Annotated in this window: 12 protein-coding genes; all 12 read left to right on the top strand. The window is 38.6% G+C overall.

What is annotated here, in order from left to right; genetic code table 11:
* Positions 1 to 7 precede the first annotated feature (7 nt).
* A complete protein-coding gene (locus ABD792_RS05615; RefSeq protein ID WP_345004860.1) occupies positions 8 to 973 on the top strand; it encodes a glycoside hydrolase family 130 protein in 966 nt (321 codons plus the stop codon).
* A gap of 9 nt (positions 974 to 982) precedes the next feature.
* The gene (locus tag ABD792_RS05610; protein ID WP_345004858.1) at positions 983 to 2,059 is read left to right on the top strand and encodes a carbohydrate-binding family 9-like protein; all 1,077 of its coding nucleotides are present in this window, start codon (positions 983 to 985) and stop codon (positions 2,057 to 2,059) included.
* 80 nt (positions 2,060 to 2,139) lie between these two features.
* Positions 2,140 to 3,267, top strand: a complete 1,128-nt coding sequence (locus ABD792_RS05605) for a glycoside hydrolase family 18 protein (RefSeq protein ID WP_345004857.1) — start codon at positions 2,140 to 2,142, stop codon at positions 3,265 to 3,267.
* Positions 3,268 to 3,378: 111 nt separating this feature from the next.
* On the top strand, positions 3,379 to 4,500 hold the full coding sequence (locus ABD792_RS05600; protein WP_345004856.1) for a putative glycoside hydrolase: 1,122 nt from the start codon (positions 3,379 to 3,381) through the stop codon (positions 4,498 to 4,500).
* Positions 4,501 to 4,597: 97 nt separating this feature from the next.
* Positions 4,598 to 6,841 carry a GH92 family glycosyl hydrolase gene (locus ABD792_RS05595; RefSeq protein ID WP_345004855.1) on the top strand — a complete coding sequence of 748 codons (2,244 nt, stop codon included), beginning with the start codon at positions 4,598 to 4,600 and terminating at the stop codon, positions 6,839 to 6,841.
* 14 nt (positions 6,842 to 6,855) lie between these two features.
* Complete coding sequence (locus tag ABD792_RS05590) at positions 6,856 to 7,881, top strand: glycosylasparaginase (protein WP_345004854.1); 1,026 nt, start codon at positions 6,856 to 6,858, stop codon at positions 7,879 to 7,881.
* Entirely contained in the window at positions 7,871 to 10,219 is a 2,349-nt protein-coding gene (locus ABD792_RS05585) for a glycoside hydrolase family 20 protein (protein WP_345004853.1), read from the top strand. The genes ABD792_RS05590 and ABD792_RS05585 overlap by 11 nt, the downstream gene beginning before the upstream one ends.
* A gap of 142 nt (positions 10,220 to 10,361) precedes the next feature.
* Complete coding sequence (locus ABD792_RS05580) at positions 10,362 to 12,719, top strand: PSD1 and planctomycete cytochrome C domain-containing protein (protein WP_345004852.1); 2,358 nt, start codon at positions 10,362 to 10,364, stop codon at positions 12,717 to 12,719.
* A gap of 4 nt (positions 12,720 to 12,723) precedes the next feature.
* Positions 12,724 to 14,181, top strand: coding sequence for a DUF1501 domain-containing protein (locus ABD792_RS05575; RefSeq protein ID WP_345004851.1), 1,458 nt, complete (start codon positions 12,724 to 12,726; stop codon positions 14,179 to 14,181).
* Positions 14,182 to 14,187: 6 nt separating this feature from the next.
* On the top strand, positions 14,188 to 15,231 hold the full coding sequence (locus ABD792_RS05570) for an NHL repeat-containing protein (RefSeq protein ID WP_345004850.1): 1,044 nt from the start codon (positions 14,188 to 14,190) through the stop codon (positions 15,229 to 15,231).
* On the top strand, positions 15,228 to 16,016 hold the full coding sequence (locus ABD792_RS05565) for an FN3 associated domain-containing protein (protein WP_345004849.1): 789 nt from the start codon (positions 15,228 to 15,230) through the stop codon (positions 16,014 to 16,016). The genes ABD792_RS05570 and ABD792_RS05565 overlap by 4 nt, the downstream gene beginning before the upstream one ends.
* A gap of 7 nt (positions 16,017 to 16,023) precedes the next feature.
* Complete coding sequence (locus tag ABD792_RS05560) at positions 16,024 to 18,150, top strand: c-type cytochrome domain-containing protein (RefSeq protein ID WP_345004848.1); 2,127 nt, start codon at positions 16,024 to 16,026, stop codon at positions 18,148 to 18,150.
* The last annotated feature ends 32 nt before the right edge of the window (positions 18,151 to 18,182 follow it).

Here is an 18,182-nt window from a genome sequence, read left to right as displayed (position 1 = left end):
TATGAAGATGAATTCCATTCCGTGGCAAGACAGACCGGAAAATTGTAATGACGTGATGTGGCGTTATAGCGAGAACCCTATTATAGACCGATATGCTATACCGTCGTCCAATAGTATTTTTAACAGTGCGGTCGTACCGTTTGAAGATGGATTTGCGGGGGTTTTTAGATGCGATAATAAGGCGGTGCAGATGAATATTTTCGCCGGATTTAGTAAAAATGGAATCGATTGGGATATCAACCATGATCCGATTGTTATGAAAGCTGGTAATACGCAAATGATCGATTCAGATTATAAATACGATCCGCGTGTAGTTTTTATCGAGGATCGCTACTGGATTACTTGGTGTAATGGCTATCACGGACCAACCATTGGGATTGCTTATACCTTTGATTTTAAAGAATTTTTTCAGTGTGAAAATGCTTTTTTACCGTTTAACAGAAACGGCGTGCTCTTTCCACAGAAAATCAATGGAAAATATGCGATGCTAAGTCGTCCCAGTGATAACGGACATACACCTTTTGGAGATATTTACATAAGTTATAGCCCAGATATGAAGTATTGGGGAGAACATCGTTGTGTGATGAAAGCAACACCTTTTGAAGACAGTGCATGGCAATGTACAAAGATAGGAGCTGGCCCAATACCTATACTTACAGATGAGGGTTGGCTTATGCTATATCACGGAGTTATTAATACATGTAATGGATTTAGGTATGCTATGGGGGCTGCTATTCTTGAAACCGATGCGCCCGATAAGGTAAAATATAGAACGCAGCCTTATTTGTTAGGGCCTGCCAAAACCTATGAAATGGTTGGCGATGTACCAAATGTGGTGTTTCCATGTGCCGCTTTACATGATGCAAAAGAGGATAAGCTGGCCGTTTACTATGGAGCAGCAGATACAGTGGTGGCTTTAGCTTTTGGTAAATTGAGTGAAGTGGTTCAGTTTACAAAAGAAAACAGTTTGTAATTTTTTGAGATGAATATAAGATTGAAGGTTGTAGTAATACTACTCGGGTGTTTTTCTTTTGTGACTTTCGCACAAGAAAAAAAGGAAATTGTACCACAAACTTATGTGGCACATAAAGCTTCAGGCGATATTGCAATAGATGGTAAAGCAGATGAGGCCTCATGGAAGAAAGCACCTTGGACAAATGATTTTATTGATATCGAAGGTATAGTAAAACCAACCTATCAAACCCAAGTGAAAATGCTATGGGATGAAACGTATTTTTACATACTTGCAAAAATGGAAGAACCCCATGTGTGGGCAACTTTAAAACAACGCGATACCATCATTTTTTATAATAACGATTTTGAAGTGTTCGTAGATCCCGATGGTGATAGTTACAACTATTACGAGCTAGAATTAAATGCTTTAAATACCGTATGGGATCTGTTTTTAACAAAGCCATACAGAGCAGGGAATGTCGTTTTAAACGATTGGGACATTAATGGACTTAAATCGGCAGTGCACATTGATGGAACCTTAAATAATCCGAACGATAAGGATAAGGGATGGACTTTGGAAATGGCTATTCCCTGGAGCGTTTACAAAACATCCTACCATCAAGATGTGGTGCCTCGAGATACCTTTTGGCGCGTTAATTTTTCTAGGGTAAACTGGGACTATCAATTAACCAATGGAACATACGAAAGAAAAAAAGGGCCTAATGGTAAACACCTCCCAGAATATAATTGGGTGTGGTCTCCCATAGGTGTTATTAATATGCACGAACCAGAAAACTGGGGTTATGTGTATTTTTCTTCCAAAGAACCCGGAACGCAGGTTGATTTTACCATTCCAAAGGATGAAAAAGTAAAATGGGAATTGTTTAAGTTATACCGCGCATACAGAAAGTACCATGCAGCAAACAAGCAGAAAGTAACATCTATAAAAGACATTAGTCCATCGGCCATTACAGTTGAAGGCACTGAATTAAAACCGACATTGGAAAATCATAGTTTTGGTTGGACCATTTCTGTTAAAAGCCCTTTTACTAATGATTTGCTGATAATTAAAGAAGATGGCGAATTTTCAAAAAGAAAACAGTGATATGATCGCAGCAGGGGTACTTGAAATTAAATGATATATAGATGCAACAACTAAGTTCAAAAAATAATACGAATAAATTGATGAGATCAAGTGTTCTTTTTTTGCTGGCTTTAATATGTTTTGCCTGTTCAAAAACAGAAAAAAAAACAGAGGTTTTAGATAATAAGCCATTGAAAGTAATCGGTTATGTAGCAGGTTATGAAGATTTTGATCCCTCAAAAGTAGACGCTGCCAAACTAACGCACATTAATTATGCCTTTGCAAATATTGTGGATGGCAATGTTCAGTTTGAACTGGATGTAGATTCTGTTAAAATAGCTAGTTTAATAGCTTTAAAGAAGACGAACCCCAACTTAAAAGTATTGTATTCAGTTGGTGGTTGGGTTTGGTCAGACAAATTTTCCCATGTTGCTGCTTTCGACACGTCCCGAAAGAAGTTTGCCAACAGTTGTATAGAGTTAATGAAAAAGCACGGATTTGACGGTGTAGATCTCGATTGGGAATATCCAGGGCAACGAGCCGAAGATAACGCCTTTCGACCATCCGATAAAGAAAACTTTACTTTGTTGCTAGGCGAAATCCGTAGAGCCTTAGAAGCACAAGGAGAAAAGGACAATACCCATTATTTATTAACCATTGCTACAGGAGCAGACCAAGCATATATCGATCATACCGATTTAGGAAAGGCTCATGAATACCTTGACTTTATTAATGTTATGTGCTACGATTTTTATCATGGATGGTTTTTTCAAACAGGTCACCATGCTAATTTATATCCGTCAAATAAAGAAAAGTTTGAAGGTAATAGTGGTCAGCAGGCCATTGCAAGACATTTAGAGGCAGGCGTTCCTGCAAGTAAATTAATTATGGGCGTTCCTTTTTATGGCAGACAGTGGGAGAAAGTAATACCACAACATGATGGGCTTTATCAATCGGCCATGTCAACAGGTATTATTGTGCCCTACTGGGATATTGTTGAAAAGCTTAAATCCGGAAACTATAAAAAGCTATACGATGAATCGGCAAAAGCTTCCTACCTATGGAATGAACAGGATAGTACGTTTATTTCATGGGAAACACCAAAAGAAATTGATTTGAAAGCCAAGTTTATTAAAGAAAATGGACTTGGAGGTGCCATGTTTTGGGAGTATAGTTTAGATAAAGATCAAGAGCTGTTAAACACACTTTATAAAAGTATACAGGAGTGATTTAAGGTTTATTAGTATATAAATAAGCGCATCCACTGATTAACCTAAATTGGATAAAGAAATTATAAGATGCGTGTTACCGTAACCACTAAAAACAGAAAATATTAACAAATGAAAACAAAATATATACTTCTATCGACAATAATTATATTGTTTATATCATGTAATCAAAAGAGCAGCGATAAAACAGTAACCCAGGCCGTTCAAGAAGAGGTGGAAAAGCAAGCGTTCGAATTTGGTGTTTGGATTACTTCAAAAAAAGGGAAATCAGATGAAGCCTATGCCGAAGAATTCAAGAAGTATAGCGACGCTGGAATTGATGAGATTTTAATTAATACATCTACCGATCCTGTCGAATTACAACGGTTGGTGCCTATTGCTAATAAAGCTGGCCTAAGAGTGCATGCATGGATTATGGCAATGAATCGCCCAGGTGATACAGTAGCTTTAAAGCATCCCGATTGGTACGTGGTTAGTCGCGATGGAAAATCCTGTTTCGACCACCGTCCTTATGTAGGCTACTACCAGTGGTTATGCCCAACCAGAAAAGAGTCACGTAATCATGTTTTAGGTTTGGTAGAAGGTTTGGCAAAAGTGGATGGCATAGAAAGTGTTCATTTGGATTACATCCGTTTCCCGGACATTTTTTTACCAATAGGTTTGCTGCCTAAATACAATCTCACCCAAGATACGGAAATGGCAGAATACGACTTTTGTTATTGTGATGTCTGCATAAGTGAATTCGAAAAAGCACACCATAAAAACCCTAAAGAAAGTAAGAATACGGCAATTGATATGGAGTGGAAAAACTTTAGATTAAATGCGATCAAATCAGTTGTAGATGACGCCTATAAGATAGTACATAAATACAATAAGCGCTTAACGGCAGCCGTATTTCCTTATCCAGAGATGGCAGATCATATGGTGCGTCAACGTTGGGATAAGTGGGATATAGACGAAGTATATCCTATGATATACCACGGCTTTTACAACGAAGAAATAGATTGGATAGGTTATGCTACTAAGCAAGGTGTTAGTGATGTAGTAGAAAAAAATACAGGTATTAATACAGGTGTATTTTTACCAGCATTTGCATCGGCTGATGAGTTAAAGGAGGCAATTTATTTAGCAAAGAATAATGGTGCAAAAGGCGTAACATTTTTTGATGGGCCAGCATTAAAAGAAGACCATTTAAAAGTAATAAAAGAAGCAAAAACAGATATAAGTAAGTAAACTGCTTGGGGCAAGCTTACGAGGCATTTATTAGAAAAAACATTTTGGTTTCGAGACAAGCCTCGGAGTATTTAAATTTCGATTATCGAATAGGATTATGCGTAAATATAGTTTCATTGTTGTAGCAATAACAGCACTTTTTTTTAATTGTGCTCAAAATACTCATGAAACGAAACTAAAACACACCTCCTTTGTAAATCCATTTATAGGAACCGATGGCCCTGGAAACACCTATCCCGGAGCAACAGTCCCTTTTGGAATGGTACAACTAAGCCCCGACATTGGTATTCCTGGTTGGGACCGAATAGCGGGGTACTATTATCAAGATTCGATTATTTCTGGGTTTTCACATACCCACTTAACAGGAACAGGTGCCGGAGATTTATATGATATTTTGGTAATGCCTACCAATAGCCGATTTAATAAACGTATAGAAGCCAATAACTTTAAACCGTTTTCTAAATTTTCACACGAAAAGGAAGCTGCGGCACCAGGCTATTACATGGTCGATCTTTTAGACTATAACATAAAAGCAGAACTTACGGCTACGGAGAGAACAGGAATACATAAATATACCTTTCCCAAAGATTCTTTATCCCAAATCCATATCGATTTGGGATATGCCCTTAACTGGGATGCCCCAACCGATACTTATATTAAGGTTATCGACAGTGCCACCATTCAAGGATACAGAAAATCAACTGGCTGGGCGAGGGATCAACGTGTTTACTTTCAAATTAAACTGTCTAAACCTTTTGAATCCTATCAACTTTATAAGAATGATTCTCTGGTACAGAATGAAGCCACAGGCATTAACACTAAGATCATTCTTAATTATAAGACCAAGGACGATGAGGTGATTATTTTAAAAACCGGATTGTCTACTGCAGGTATAGACGGGGCTTGTAAATCAATTGCTTTAGAGGCGCCACATTTTAAATTTGATGTTTATAAGAAAGCAGCAGACAGCATTTGGGAAAAGCAATTGCGAAAAATAAAGATCGAAACAAACCAACTGGAAAAAAAGAAAATTTTTTATTCCATGTTGTACCAATCTATGTTAGCGCCCACTTTACTCAGTGATCATAATGGTAATTACAAAGGAGCTAACGATACCATTGTTAAAGCAAAAGGTTATAATAGATATGATACCTTTTCTTTGTGGGATACCTATCGGGCAGCACACCCACTTTATACAGTAATGCATCCTAAAAGGGTGTCCGATATGATTCGGTCGCTATTAGCACATTATAAAGAAACTGGGTTGCTACCAGTGTGGTCCATGCAGGGTAACGAAACCAATATGATGATTGGTTACCATGCTGTACCCGTTATCGTTGATGCTTACTTTAAAGGAATTAAAGGTTTTGATATTAAACTGGCTTACCAAGCCTGTAAGGCTAGTGCTATGGATGATGCCCGTCAAATAGAAGACTATAAAGAATTAGGCTATGTCCCTATAGATGAACATCACGAAAATTGGTCAGTTTCAAAGACCTTAGAGTACGCCTACGATGATTGGTGTGTTGCACAATTTGCCAAAGCATTAGGTAAAAAGGCCGATTATGATTATTTTAGGGAGCGTTCTGAAAATTGGAGACATGTATATGACTCGAAAAGCACGTTTATGCGCCCAAAATTTGGAGATGGTTCCTTTGTAAAACCATTTGTTCCAAAAGAATATACACCGTTTTTCTGCGAGAGTAATGCCTGGCAATATATGTGGTATGTGCCTCAAAATATTGAAGGACTCATTGGTGCAGTAGGTGGCAACGAGGCTTTCGAAAAGAAACTCGATTCCATGTTTACATTAAACCCACTACCTACCGATAAGTTACCCATTTTTAGTACGGGAATGATCGGTCAGTATGCACATGGTAATGAACCAAGTCACCATGTAGGATATCTGTATAACTATGTAGGTAAGCCGTGGAAAACGCAAGAAATTATCAGAAACGTTTTGGAGTCCCAATATAAGAACACACCTAACGGACATTGTGGAAATGAAGATTGCGGACAAATGTCGTCTTGGTATGTCTTTAGCGCATTAGGCTTTTATCCAGTAAATCCGGCTCAGGGTATTTATGCCTTTGGCTCCCCTATTTTTGATAGAGCCGTTATTAAACTGGAAAATGGCAGATCGTTTGTTATTGAAACTGTTAACGATTTAAAAGAGAACAAATACATTCAATCGGTGGTTTTAAACCGAAAAAAAATAAAACGAAATTACATCACACATAAAGAAATTATAAATGGGGGCACATTACGTTTTGTTATGGGTAATAAACCTGCTCCAAAAAGCAATTACACAATGGCTTTATCATCAAAAGTATACAATTAATAAGTAAGAAAGATATGTCAGATAGAAGAGATTTTATTAAAAAAGCAGCCTTAGGAACTATTGGTATCAGTACTATTATAGGGTGTAAAGAAGGCCCCAAAGAAGAAACCGTAGCCGCTACCAATGAGTCATTAGCCCAAGTTCAGCGCAAACCAGTAATTATCTCAACCTGGAAACACGGTTTTCCTGCCAATGAAGCAGCATGGAAAACACTTACCGGTGGTGGAACAGGGATTGATGCGGTAGAGGCTGGGGTTAGAGTATCTGAAGGAGATCCGAAAGAACGTAGTGTAGGATATGGTGGTTTACCAGATAGAGAAGGGAAAGTAACGCTCGACGCTTGTATTATGGATTCTGATAGTAATTGTGGTTCCGTAGCTTTTTTACAAGGTATTAAACACCCTATTTCGGTAGCTAGAAAAGTTATGGAAGAAACACCTCATGTTATGTTGGTAGGTCAGGGTGCTCTAAACTTTGCATTATCTAAAGGCTTTAAAGAGGAAAATCTTTTAACGCCCGAATCAGAAAAGGATTGGAAAAAATGGCTTGAAAAATCGAAGTATAAACCAGTTATAAATATCGAAAATCACGACACCATTAGTATGTTGGCTTTAGACGAAAATGGTAACTTATCAGGAGCATGTACAACCAGTGGAGCAGCTTGGAAGCTACATGGGCGGGTTGGCGATTCGCCCATTATTGGAGCTGGGTTGTTTTTAGATAATGAGGTTGGAGCGGCAGCAGCAACCGGTTTAGGAGAAGCCGTAATACGAACAGCTGGCAGTGCCATGGTGGTAGAGCAAATGCGCATGGGGAAATCGCCAGAAGAAGCATGTAAAATTATTGTAGAACGTATTTTTGAAAAGCACAAGAACCATAAGGACATGGAGTATCTCCAAGTAGGGTTTATAGCCGTTAACAAAAATGGTGAATACGGAGGCTACAGCTTGCGATCTGGATTTAATTATGCCGTTTGTGATGCCGAAAAAGGAAATAGAATGGAAGATGCCTCATTTAAAATGACATGGGATGAAAAATAAAAATAAAAGTAAAATGGTTAAAACATATAAACTAGTTATTGCAGTCCTTTTTTTAGGACTGTTTGCCTGTCAGACAAAACAGGTTTCATTTACCGAAAGTGATATTCAAATAATCCCGAAACCCGCTGAAGTAAAATTACAAGAAGGTGGTTTTGAGTTTTCTGAGAGCACACAATTCGTAGTTTCTGATGATGCACAAAAGCTTATGGCTGAAACTTTGTTAGCAAAATTTAAAAATGCTGCGGGATGGTCACCCAGTGTAACCAATAGGACACCTTCAAAAAACTATGTGCAATTTATAACAAGCAATGAGCTTGCGGATGAGGCTTATAAATTAGAAGTAACTTCAGATCATGTAACTATCGGTGCCAGTGGAAACGCTGGGTTTGTTTATGGATTGGAAACATTACGTCAGTTATTACCTGTGGCTATTGAAAGTCAGGAGCAGGTAACCAATACCAACTGGATCATTCCAAATGTAGTGATTCAGGATCAGCCACGTTTTAAGTGGCGTGGTTTAATGCTGGATCTGTCCCGTCATTTTTTTGGGAAAGAGTATCTTAAAAAGACCATAGACAGATTGGCAATGCATAAAATGAATGTATTGCATTTGCATTTAGTCGATGACCAGGGTTGGCGTATCGAAATAAAAAAATACCCAAAACTTACAGAAGTAGGTGCCTGGCGTGTGGATCAGGAACATCTGGCATGGAATGCAAGATTAAAAACAAAACCAGGAGAAAAAGGAACCTATGGAGGCTTTTTAACTCAGGAAGAATTAAAGGAGTTAGTGGCCTATGGAAAAACCAAGAATGTAGAGATCGTACCGGAGATCGAAATGCCGGCGCACGTTACGAGTGCCATTGCATCCTATCCTGAATATTCTTGTCTGGAAAAACCGGTAGGCGTGCCCTCGGGAGGACTATGGCCGATCACAGATATCTATTGTGCAGGAAAAGACAGTGCGTTCGAGTTTTTACAAGATATCCTTGCCGAGGTAATGGCAATCTTTCCATCTAAATACATTCATATAGGTGGAGATGAAGCAACAAAAACCAACTGGAAAACCTGTCCACATTGTCAAAAGCGAATGAAGACAGAAGGACTGCATGATGTTGAAGAATTGCAAAGTTACTTTGTAAAACGCATGGAGAAATTCATTAATGCCCATGGCAAAAAACTAATAGGATGGGATGAGATCCTGGAAGGTGGACTGGCTCCTGATGCCACGGTAATGAGTTGGCGTGGTGTAAAAGGAGGTGTAGAAGCTGCGAAGCAAGGACATGATGTTGTAATGACCCCTGGGTCACATTGCTACTTTGATCATTATCAGGGACCTCAAAGTTACGAACCATTGGCGTGGGGAGGATTTACACCCTTAAGTAAGGTCTATACCTTCGATCCGGTGGTCGATACTATGACACCCGAAGAGGCCAAGCATGTGTTGGGAGGCCAAGCCAATTTATGGGCCGAATTTATTCCAACAGAAGCCCAGTCCGAGTATATGATATATCCACGATTGGCCGCTTTATCCGAAACCGTTTGGAGTCCTAAAGAATTAAGGAATTGGGAAGATTTTTCGTCACGTATAAATACCATGTTTAAACGCTACGAAGAACTAGGTATCAACTATGCAAAGAGTGCTTATTTGGTAACCTCTGAAGCCAAAGTAAATATTGAAGAAAAGGTAGTAGAAGTTGTTTTAAAGAATGAGTTTCCTGGAGCAGACATCCGCTATACGACTGATGGCAGTGAGGTAAATGCTAACTCACAAAAATACATCGATCCTGTAAAACTTACCAAAACAACACGCATAAGAGCCTCTTTATTTGAGAATGAAAAACCGATAGGTAGAGCATTTGATGAAACCATAAAATTCCATAAAGCGGTTGGTAAAAGAGTTGAATACAAGGATAAATATAGTGATAGATACCAAGGGGCAGGTGCCTTTGGAATGGTAAATGCATTGCGCGGATCAAAAAATTTCCATGACGGACAGTGGCAAGCATGGATAGGAAAAGATATGGAGTTAACCATTGATCTGGAAAGTGAGATGGACGTTAATAAAATAACTGTAGGAACCTTAGAAAATCAAGGGCCAGGGATCTATTTTCCAATAGCCGTTGAGGTTTATGTTTCTAACGATGGAAAAACATTTGAAAAAGCCGGGCAGGTAGAAAGGGCTTATGCTGAAAGTTCTAAATCAGAACTAAAAGATTTTATCGTAAGTTTTACTGAGCGCAAGGCCCGTTATGTAAAAGTAAAAGCGATTAATTTAAAGCAGGCTCCAAACGGTGGAGGAACCTGGCTGTTTGTTGACGAAATAATTGTTGATTAGAGGTCTTTATGTTAGAAATCTTTTGGATGTAATTTTGTATATTTAGAAGTTAATGTGTTGATTAATAGTGGTTTTTTAAGCATTTGTGAGATTTTTAATATTTAGACCTTAATTGTATTACAAATCAAAATAGTAAGCAGTAATGTCAGAAAAGCAAGGAAATAAAAAACGGGGGATTTTAATATTATATTTTGCAATACCTTTTATTATCGTGTTGTTAATAAAATATAGTATTGGGGCTTCTCAGGATAAGTATCAAGGGCTTGGTGAAAAGTTGACTGGTTCCGAAAAAGAACAATTGCCAGGTAAGGGAATGAAGCTTCCGGATACTATCGATTTTATTTTCCATGTGAAACCTATACTTTCAGATCGATGTTATCTCTGTCATGGTCCCGATGAGGGTACCCGCGAAGCTGGTTTGCGATTTGACACTAAGGAAGGGGCTTTTGCAGCTATAGGTGAACATTTAGATAAATATGCAATTGTTCCTGGGGATGCTGCTTCCAGTAGATTAGTATTTAAAATTAATAGTACCGATCCCGAACAGATAATGCCACCATCAGACTCCAACCTTACTTTGTCGGAGTATGAAAAACAAATCCTTACCAAATGGATTGAGCAAGGTGCTGTTTGGAAAGATCACTGGTCATTTGTGCCACCCAAGAAAAAGGAAGTTCCTTCCATTTCAAATCCTGAATGGGCTAGTAACGAAATAGATTATTTTATTGCAAAACGTTTAGAACAAGAAGGGTTAGCGCCCTCTGAAAAGGCTACTAAGGAAAAACTAATACGGAAGGTGTATTTCGATCTTACAGGCTTGCCCCCCTCCATTGAGGAAATAGATGCTTTTATTCATGATGAGGATGCAAATGCATACGAAAAAGTAGTTGATCACTTGTTGGCCTCTCCTGCTTACGGAGAGCATATGGCATCAGGTTGGTTGGATCTCTCCAGATATGCCGATACACACGGTTATCAGGACGACCTGGAACGGGTTATGTGGCCCTGGCGAGATTGGGTAATAAGTGCTATCAATAGAAATATACCTTACAATCAATTTGTAAAATGGCAATTGGCGGGCGATTTATTGCCCGATGCAACACTCGAACAGATTGTAGCTACAGGTTTTAACAGAAATCATAAAATTACTCAGGAAGGTGGAGTGATAGATGAAGAGTACCGTGTCGAATACGTAAAGGACAGGGCCAACACTACCGCTAAAGCTCTTATGGGATTAACCTTGGAGTGTGCACAGTGCCATGACCATAAATACGATCCTATTTCACAAAAAGAATATTACGGCTTTTATGGGTTTTTTAATAAAGTAAATGAAAAAGGTCGGATTGATTATAATGAAATACCCGAACCCAATATAAAGATAACACCTAAAGAGGTTAAAGAAACACTATCGTTTATAAACTTGCCCGATTCTATTAAGGAGGTGCGTTTGATGGTTATGAAGGACAATGCACCCGAGAGAAAAACTCATATATTAAAGCGAGGACAATATGACGCACCATCAGAAGAAGTATCTTTGAGTACTCCAGAAGTTGTATTTGTTTACCCCGATTCGCTTCCTAAAAACAGACTTGGATTGGCAGATTGGTTCTTTAGCGAGGGAAACACTTTAACAGCAAGAGTTGCAGTAAACAGGATGTGGCAACACATTTTTGGTGTTGGTATCGTTTCTACTTCCGATGATTTTGGAAATCAGGGAGCCTTACCGTCACATCCCGATTTGTTAGATTGGCTAGCCGTTACCTTTAGAGAAGAAGGGTGGGATGTAAAGAAAATGTATAAACGTATGGTGATGTCCAGTACTTATCAACAGACATCAAAAGTTACACCCGAGCTTTTAGAAGCCGATCCGGATAATGTTTTGCTAGCCAGAAGTTCCCGAAGTAAACTAACCGCCGAAATGATACGGGATAATGCCTTGGCAGTAAGTGGTCTGTTAGTTAATAAAATTGGAGGGCCAAGTGTTAAACCCTATCAGCCACCAGGATTATGGGCAGAAACAACATCGGGACAGGGACTTACTAAATACATACCCGATACAGGAGAGAACCTTTACAGGCGTAGTCTGTATACGTTTTGGAAACGCACCGTACCACCGCCGTCTATGATGACCTTTGATGCGCCTACTAGAGATTTTTGTGAAGTGAAAAGGCAAAAAACAAGCACGCCTTTACAGGCTTTGGTGATGCTTAACGATCCGCAGTTGATTGAGGCAGCAGAACATTTAGCTATGAATACACTGGAGAAAGAAGCGACCACAGACGAGGAACGTGTTAAAACCATATTTAGAAAAATAACTTCTCGTTTTCCAGAGGAAACTGAAACAAACGAACTAGTACAATACCTAGAATACGTAAAAGATAATTACGATACAACTAACAGCGATGTAACAAAAGGAGAGGCCCCTTCTAAAGACGTTTATGCCTACACCGCTTTAACAAGTATGATTTTTAATCTGGATGAAGCTATTATAAAAGGATAAGGCCATGGAAGAGTTATCACAACATTTTATTAATAATAACAGAAGGCATTTTTTAAAGAAAATGGGGCTAGGCATTGGTGGGCTGGCCGCTGCTTCTTTATTGGATCCGTTTAATTCTGTTGCAGGAAGTAATCCCGCAGATCAATTGGCACTAAAACTGCCACATTTTGCTCCAAAAGCAAAACGGGTTATATACTTGTTTCAAAGTGGAGGGCCTTCCCAATTAGAGCTGTTCGACTATAAGCCCTTGTTGGACAAATTAAGAGGTGAAGATTTGCCTGATTCTGTTAGGAATGGACAACGCTTAACAGGAATGACCTCTGGACAAGATAAATTTCCTTTGGTTGGAAGTAATTTCAAATTCGACCAATATGGACAATCCAGGGCCTGGGTAAGTAGCTTGATGCCATATACCGCTAAAGTGGTCGATGAACTGTGCTTTATTAAATCGATGCATACAGAGGCTATTAACCACGATCCGGCCATTACCTTTTTTCAAACAGGATCTCAGCAGGCTGGACGCCCAAGCATGGGATCATGGATGAGTTATGGTTTGGGAAGCCTCAATGAAAATTTACCAACATTTACCGTATTGTTATCAAGGGGCACAGGAAGACCTTTTTCCCAACCTTTATATTCCAGGCTTTGGGGCAATGGCTTTTTAAGTTCTTTGCATCAGGGAGTGCAGTTTAGGTCGGGTAAAGATCCTGTACTGTACCTTAAAGACCCTGAAGGCATGTCGAGGAATGAACGAAGAAAAATGCTGGATTACATAAGCGAGTTAAATCAAAAGCAAGAAGCAGAATTTGGAGATCCGGAAATAAATAGCAGAATTGCCCAATACGAAATGGCCTACCGCATGCAAACATCGGTTCCAGATACTATGAATATTGATGATGAGCCTGAGCATATTATCCAGATGTACGGTATGGATGCCCTAACGCCCGGAACGTATGCCGCTAATTGTTTATTAGCGAGGCGTATGGTGGAACGCGATGTTCGGTTTGTTCAACTGTATCATATGGGGTGGGATCAGCATTTTGACCTGCCTTCACAAATAGAAAAACAAGCCAAGGACATCGATCAGGCAACAGCAGCCTTAATTATGGACTTAAAACAACGTGGCTTGTTAGAGGATACTTTGGTTATTTGGGGTGGTGAATTTGGAAGAACGAATTATAGTCAGGGCGTATTAACAGAAACGAATTATGGTCGCGATCACCATCCTAAATGTTTTACTATGTTCATGGCAGGAGGCGGTGTGAAACCTGGATTTACATATGGCGAAACAGACGATTTTGGATACAATATTGTAAAAGACCCGGTGCATGTACACGATTTACAAGCTACCGTTATGCATCTAATGGGAGTTGACCATACAAAATTCACTTATAAGCATCAGGGAAGACGATTTAGACTTACCGACGTGTCGGGACATGTTGTTCACGATCTTTTATCTTAACTAATTATGAGTCGTAGAAAGTTCTTAAAGCAATCCTCTCTGTTATCACTTGGTGTATTAACTACTTCAATGTATGGTAGTGCCTTTTCCTTTAATGCAAACAGCGATGTGATAATAGGTCATAATTCGCATCGCTATAAGGTGGATATGGCGTGGGGTAATTTAGATGTATCCAAAACGCCAGTTAAAGACTGTCATGAGATGGTACAGGATTCCAAGGGACGCATCGTTTTGCTTACCAATCATACCAAAAATAATGTGATTATTTACGACAAGTCGGGCAAATTTATTTCAAGTTGGGGAACCGAGTATCCTGGAGGGCATGGTCTTACTTTGGTTAAGGAAAATGGTGAGGATTTTTTATTGATTACAGATTACGAGCGTCATCAGGTTATAAAAACAACGATTGATGGAAAGGTAGTTTTTGAAATAAATTACCCTTCAGATACCGGAAAATATAATGATAAAAGCGAGTTCAAGCCAACAGAAACAACCGTTCTGGAGAATGGGGATTTTTATGTAGCCGATGGTTATGGAAATCAATATATTACGCATTACAATCATAAGGGAGAATTGCTCAATATCTTTGGAGGCAGAGGCGCCGAAGATGATAAGTTTTTAAATGCGCATGGGATCTGTTACGATAATAGGGACAAGAATAATCCCTCGCTTTTAATATCGGCCAGAGAGTTGAATATTTTAAAACGCTTCGACCTAAAAGGCAATTATTTAGAATCGGTTCCCGTTCCTGGAGCTTTGATCTGCAGGCCGGTAATTCATAAGAACGATATCTATTTTGCTGTATTAAAATCGAAAAATGCACCGAACAGCGATTCCGGATTTTTGTTGATTATGAACGATAGAAACGAAGTGGTTTCTTGTCCGGGTGCTACCGCTCCATCATATACCAATAGTAAATTAGAAGAATTATACCAAACGGTTAGGTTGTTTCAACACCCCCATGATGTCTGTATAGACGATGACGAAAATATGTATGTCGCACAATGGAATTCAGGTCAGACCTATCCAATAAAACTAATACGTGTATGAGGCTGTTAATGGTGTTTTGTTGTTTGGTGCTTTTTAGCTGTACCCAAAAAGGAAGTACACAATTTTTACAATCCAATCAAGTGAGTTTGGCACAGCCCAGAGTGATGGCTACAAGTACCTTAATAGATTCTTTTGTAACTATTAAAGCCGAATTAAAATTGGGCGATGTATCTATTTATTACACGTCTGAAGGAGAAGAACCGAGCCAATCCGCAACAAAGTATGAACGCCCCATCAGGGTGTCAAACTCAGGAACCTTTAAATTTAAGGCGTATCATCCAGATTGGAATCCTAGTGAAGTCACAGAATTGACACTCTATAAAAAAGGATTGGATGTAGATACTATTGTATGGCATTCTAACAGCAGTGAAAAATACAAAGGACAAGGTGAAAACACGCTAATCAATCAGACCAAAGCTTCATTGAATTTTAGTGATCCCCAATGGGTTGGTTTCGATACCATTGCGTCTGCGACCGTTTCATTTAAAGACAATACGTTTGTAAAGGCATTAACCGTAAGTTATTTAAACGATGTGGGATCTTGGATATTCCCTCCTGAGTCTATAACGGTTATTTTAAATGAAGATCCGTCTGCTAGAAAAATAAAAGAAATAGAACCCCTAAAGTCTATGGTTTCAAGGAAAATGGAAACGGTAAACATTCCAATTGACACAGAAGTACAGTCTTTAAGAATAGAGGTTCATAATATACAGTCTATACCGCAGTGGCATGAGGGGCATGGAGCAAAGGCGTGGTTGTTTATGGACGAATGGATTTTAAACTAAAGAAAGTATGTTAATAGATGTAAGAAACCTTAAGGGAAGTATTTTGTTTGTGGTATGTTTATTGGTGTCAGGCTATTCCAATGCTGCTAATGGAGACGATGTTCCCAGAATAGTACTGGCTTTAGGGCGTTTACATCCGCTAATTTTACATTTACCCATAGGAGCCTTATTGTTAACATTTTTTCTGGATATTGTTGGACGAATAAGAAAGAATTATCCGGGACAAACAATAAAAAACGCCCTTGGGTTTTCATCATTGTTTGCAATTATTGCCTGTGTTTTTGGATATTTTCTTTCTTTGGAAGATGGGTATTCGGGAAAGACTTTAGATATTCATTTTTGGACAGGGATCTTATCTGCCGTATTGATTACGTTACTATTTTTAGTGTCTACAAAACAAAATAAACAGTTAAAGCGATTGTTTTTTCCGCTATTTGTTGGAACGATTATTAGTATAAGTGTTGCCGGGCACTATGGTAGCGTTCTAACACATGGCGATGATTTTTTAACAGAATATATAAAAGCGCCACCAAAACTAGAAACTATAGAACACATAGACAGTTTAAATATGTACAATAATGTGGTGTTAAAGATATTTGATGACAAGTGTGTTCAATGCCATAACACCTCAAAAAGAAAAGGCGATCTGGCATTGGTTTCCAAAGAAAGTTTGCTCGCCGGAGGCGAATCAGGAGCCGTGATCTCCTTGGGGAATGCCGCAGAAAGTTTACTCTATAAGCATACCATACTTCCTATTTCAGACGAGGATCATATGCCCCCGGAAGGAAAACCACAATTAACAAAAGACGAGTTGTGGCTTATAAAATATTGGCTGGACAACAGTAAAGAGGTAGATAATAAAGTAGTAGCCATTGCAAAAAATGATACCTTAAACAAGTTATTGAAAAGATATCTGGTTTTTGAGGAAAAATATATTGAGGAGGCTTCTTTAGGAGCTATTCAAAGTGTAGAAGACGAAGGCTTCTTGGTTCGAAAGTTGGTGCCTACAGAACCCGAACTTTGGGTAAAATACAAGCGTAAGGATATTACAAAAGATGCTATTAAAGCATTGGCAGGTCTAAAAGAACAAATTGTTGAATTGGATCTGAGTAACTCGGCTTTGACCGACGACATGACGAGCGGATTGAAAAAACTAAAGAATCTGGAAAAGTTGGAGTTAAGGAAAACGCAGATAACGGATAAAACCTTAAAACACTTAAAACATCTAAAAGCGCTTAATGTCTTAAATCTTGTCGATAACGATATTACTGAGCAAGGTTTGGAGAACCTATTGCAGTCCATAACTCCGGAGCATGTGTATGCCTGGAAAACAAAAATAGATGAACGTTTGGCCCAAAAGTTAAGTAATGACTTTGATGTTAAGATAAACAGTGGTGTTACAGGCTTTGTAGAAGCGACGCAGTTAAAAGTACCTTTTATGGTAACAAAAAAGGCATTGTTTGTTGATACCATAAGCATTAAGCTCGATTCCAAGTTAAGAAACACAAAAATATTTTACACCTTAAACGGGAACGAACCTGATACCACAGCTTTACAGTATACCAAGCCTATAATTCTTGATACAAGTGCAACTATTGCTGTTAAATCTTTTAAAAAAGGATGGAATCCCAGCGAGACATTAAAGCGTGATTTCTATAAAGTAAACCATAAAGTTTCGGATTATACAATTATCCATCAACCAGAAAAACAGTATCCCGGATCTGATAAGCTATTTGATTTGGAATTAGGAACCTTAAATTTTAAAGACAATAAATGGACAGGGTTTTTGGGTAATGATATTAATACTATTATCGATTTAGGAACTGTTAAACCTGTAACGAAAATAGCGGTCGATTGTTTAGGACAACCAAAACAGTGGATTTTGTTTCCAACAGCCATAGAGGTTTATGCTTCTAACAATATAACCTCAGGGTTTAAACGAATTGGGGAGATGAAAACAAACAAAGACAATACCAACGACATGCCACTTATTGAAAGGTTTTTTGTTGAAATTCCCAAAACCGAAGCTAGATATTATAAAGTTATAGTCAAGAATCCTAAGGTGTTGCCTAAGGGGCATGAAGGCGAAGGTAATGCGTCTTGGATTTTTGTAAGTGAAATAATGTTTTGGTAAATAATTGATTAAAGTAAAAGAATAAATAAAGA

The organism is Snuella lapsa, from assembly GCF_039539345.1.
GTDB classification, from domain to species: domain Bacteria; phylum Bacteroidota; class Bacteroidia; order Flavobacteriales; family Flavobacteriaceae; genus Snuella; species Snuella lapsa.
This window is presented reverse-complemented; position numbering and strand designations above follow the sequence as displayed.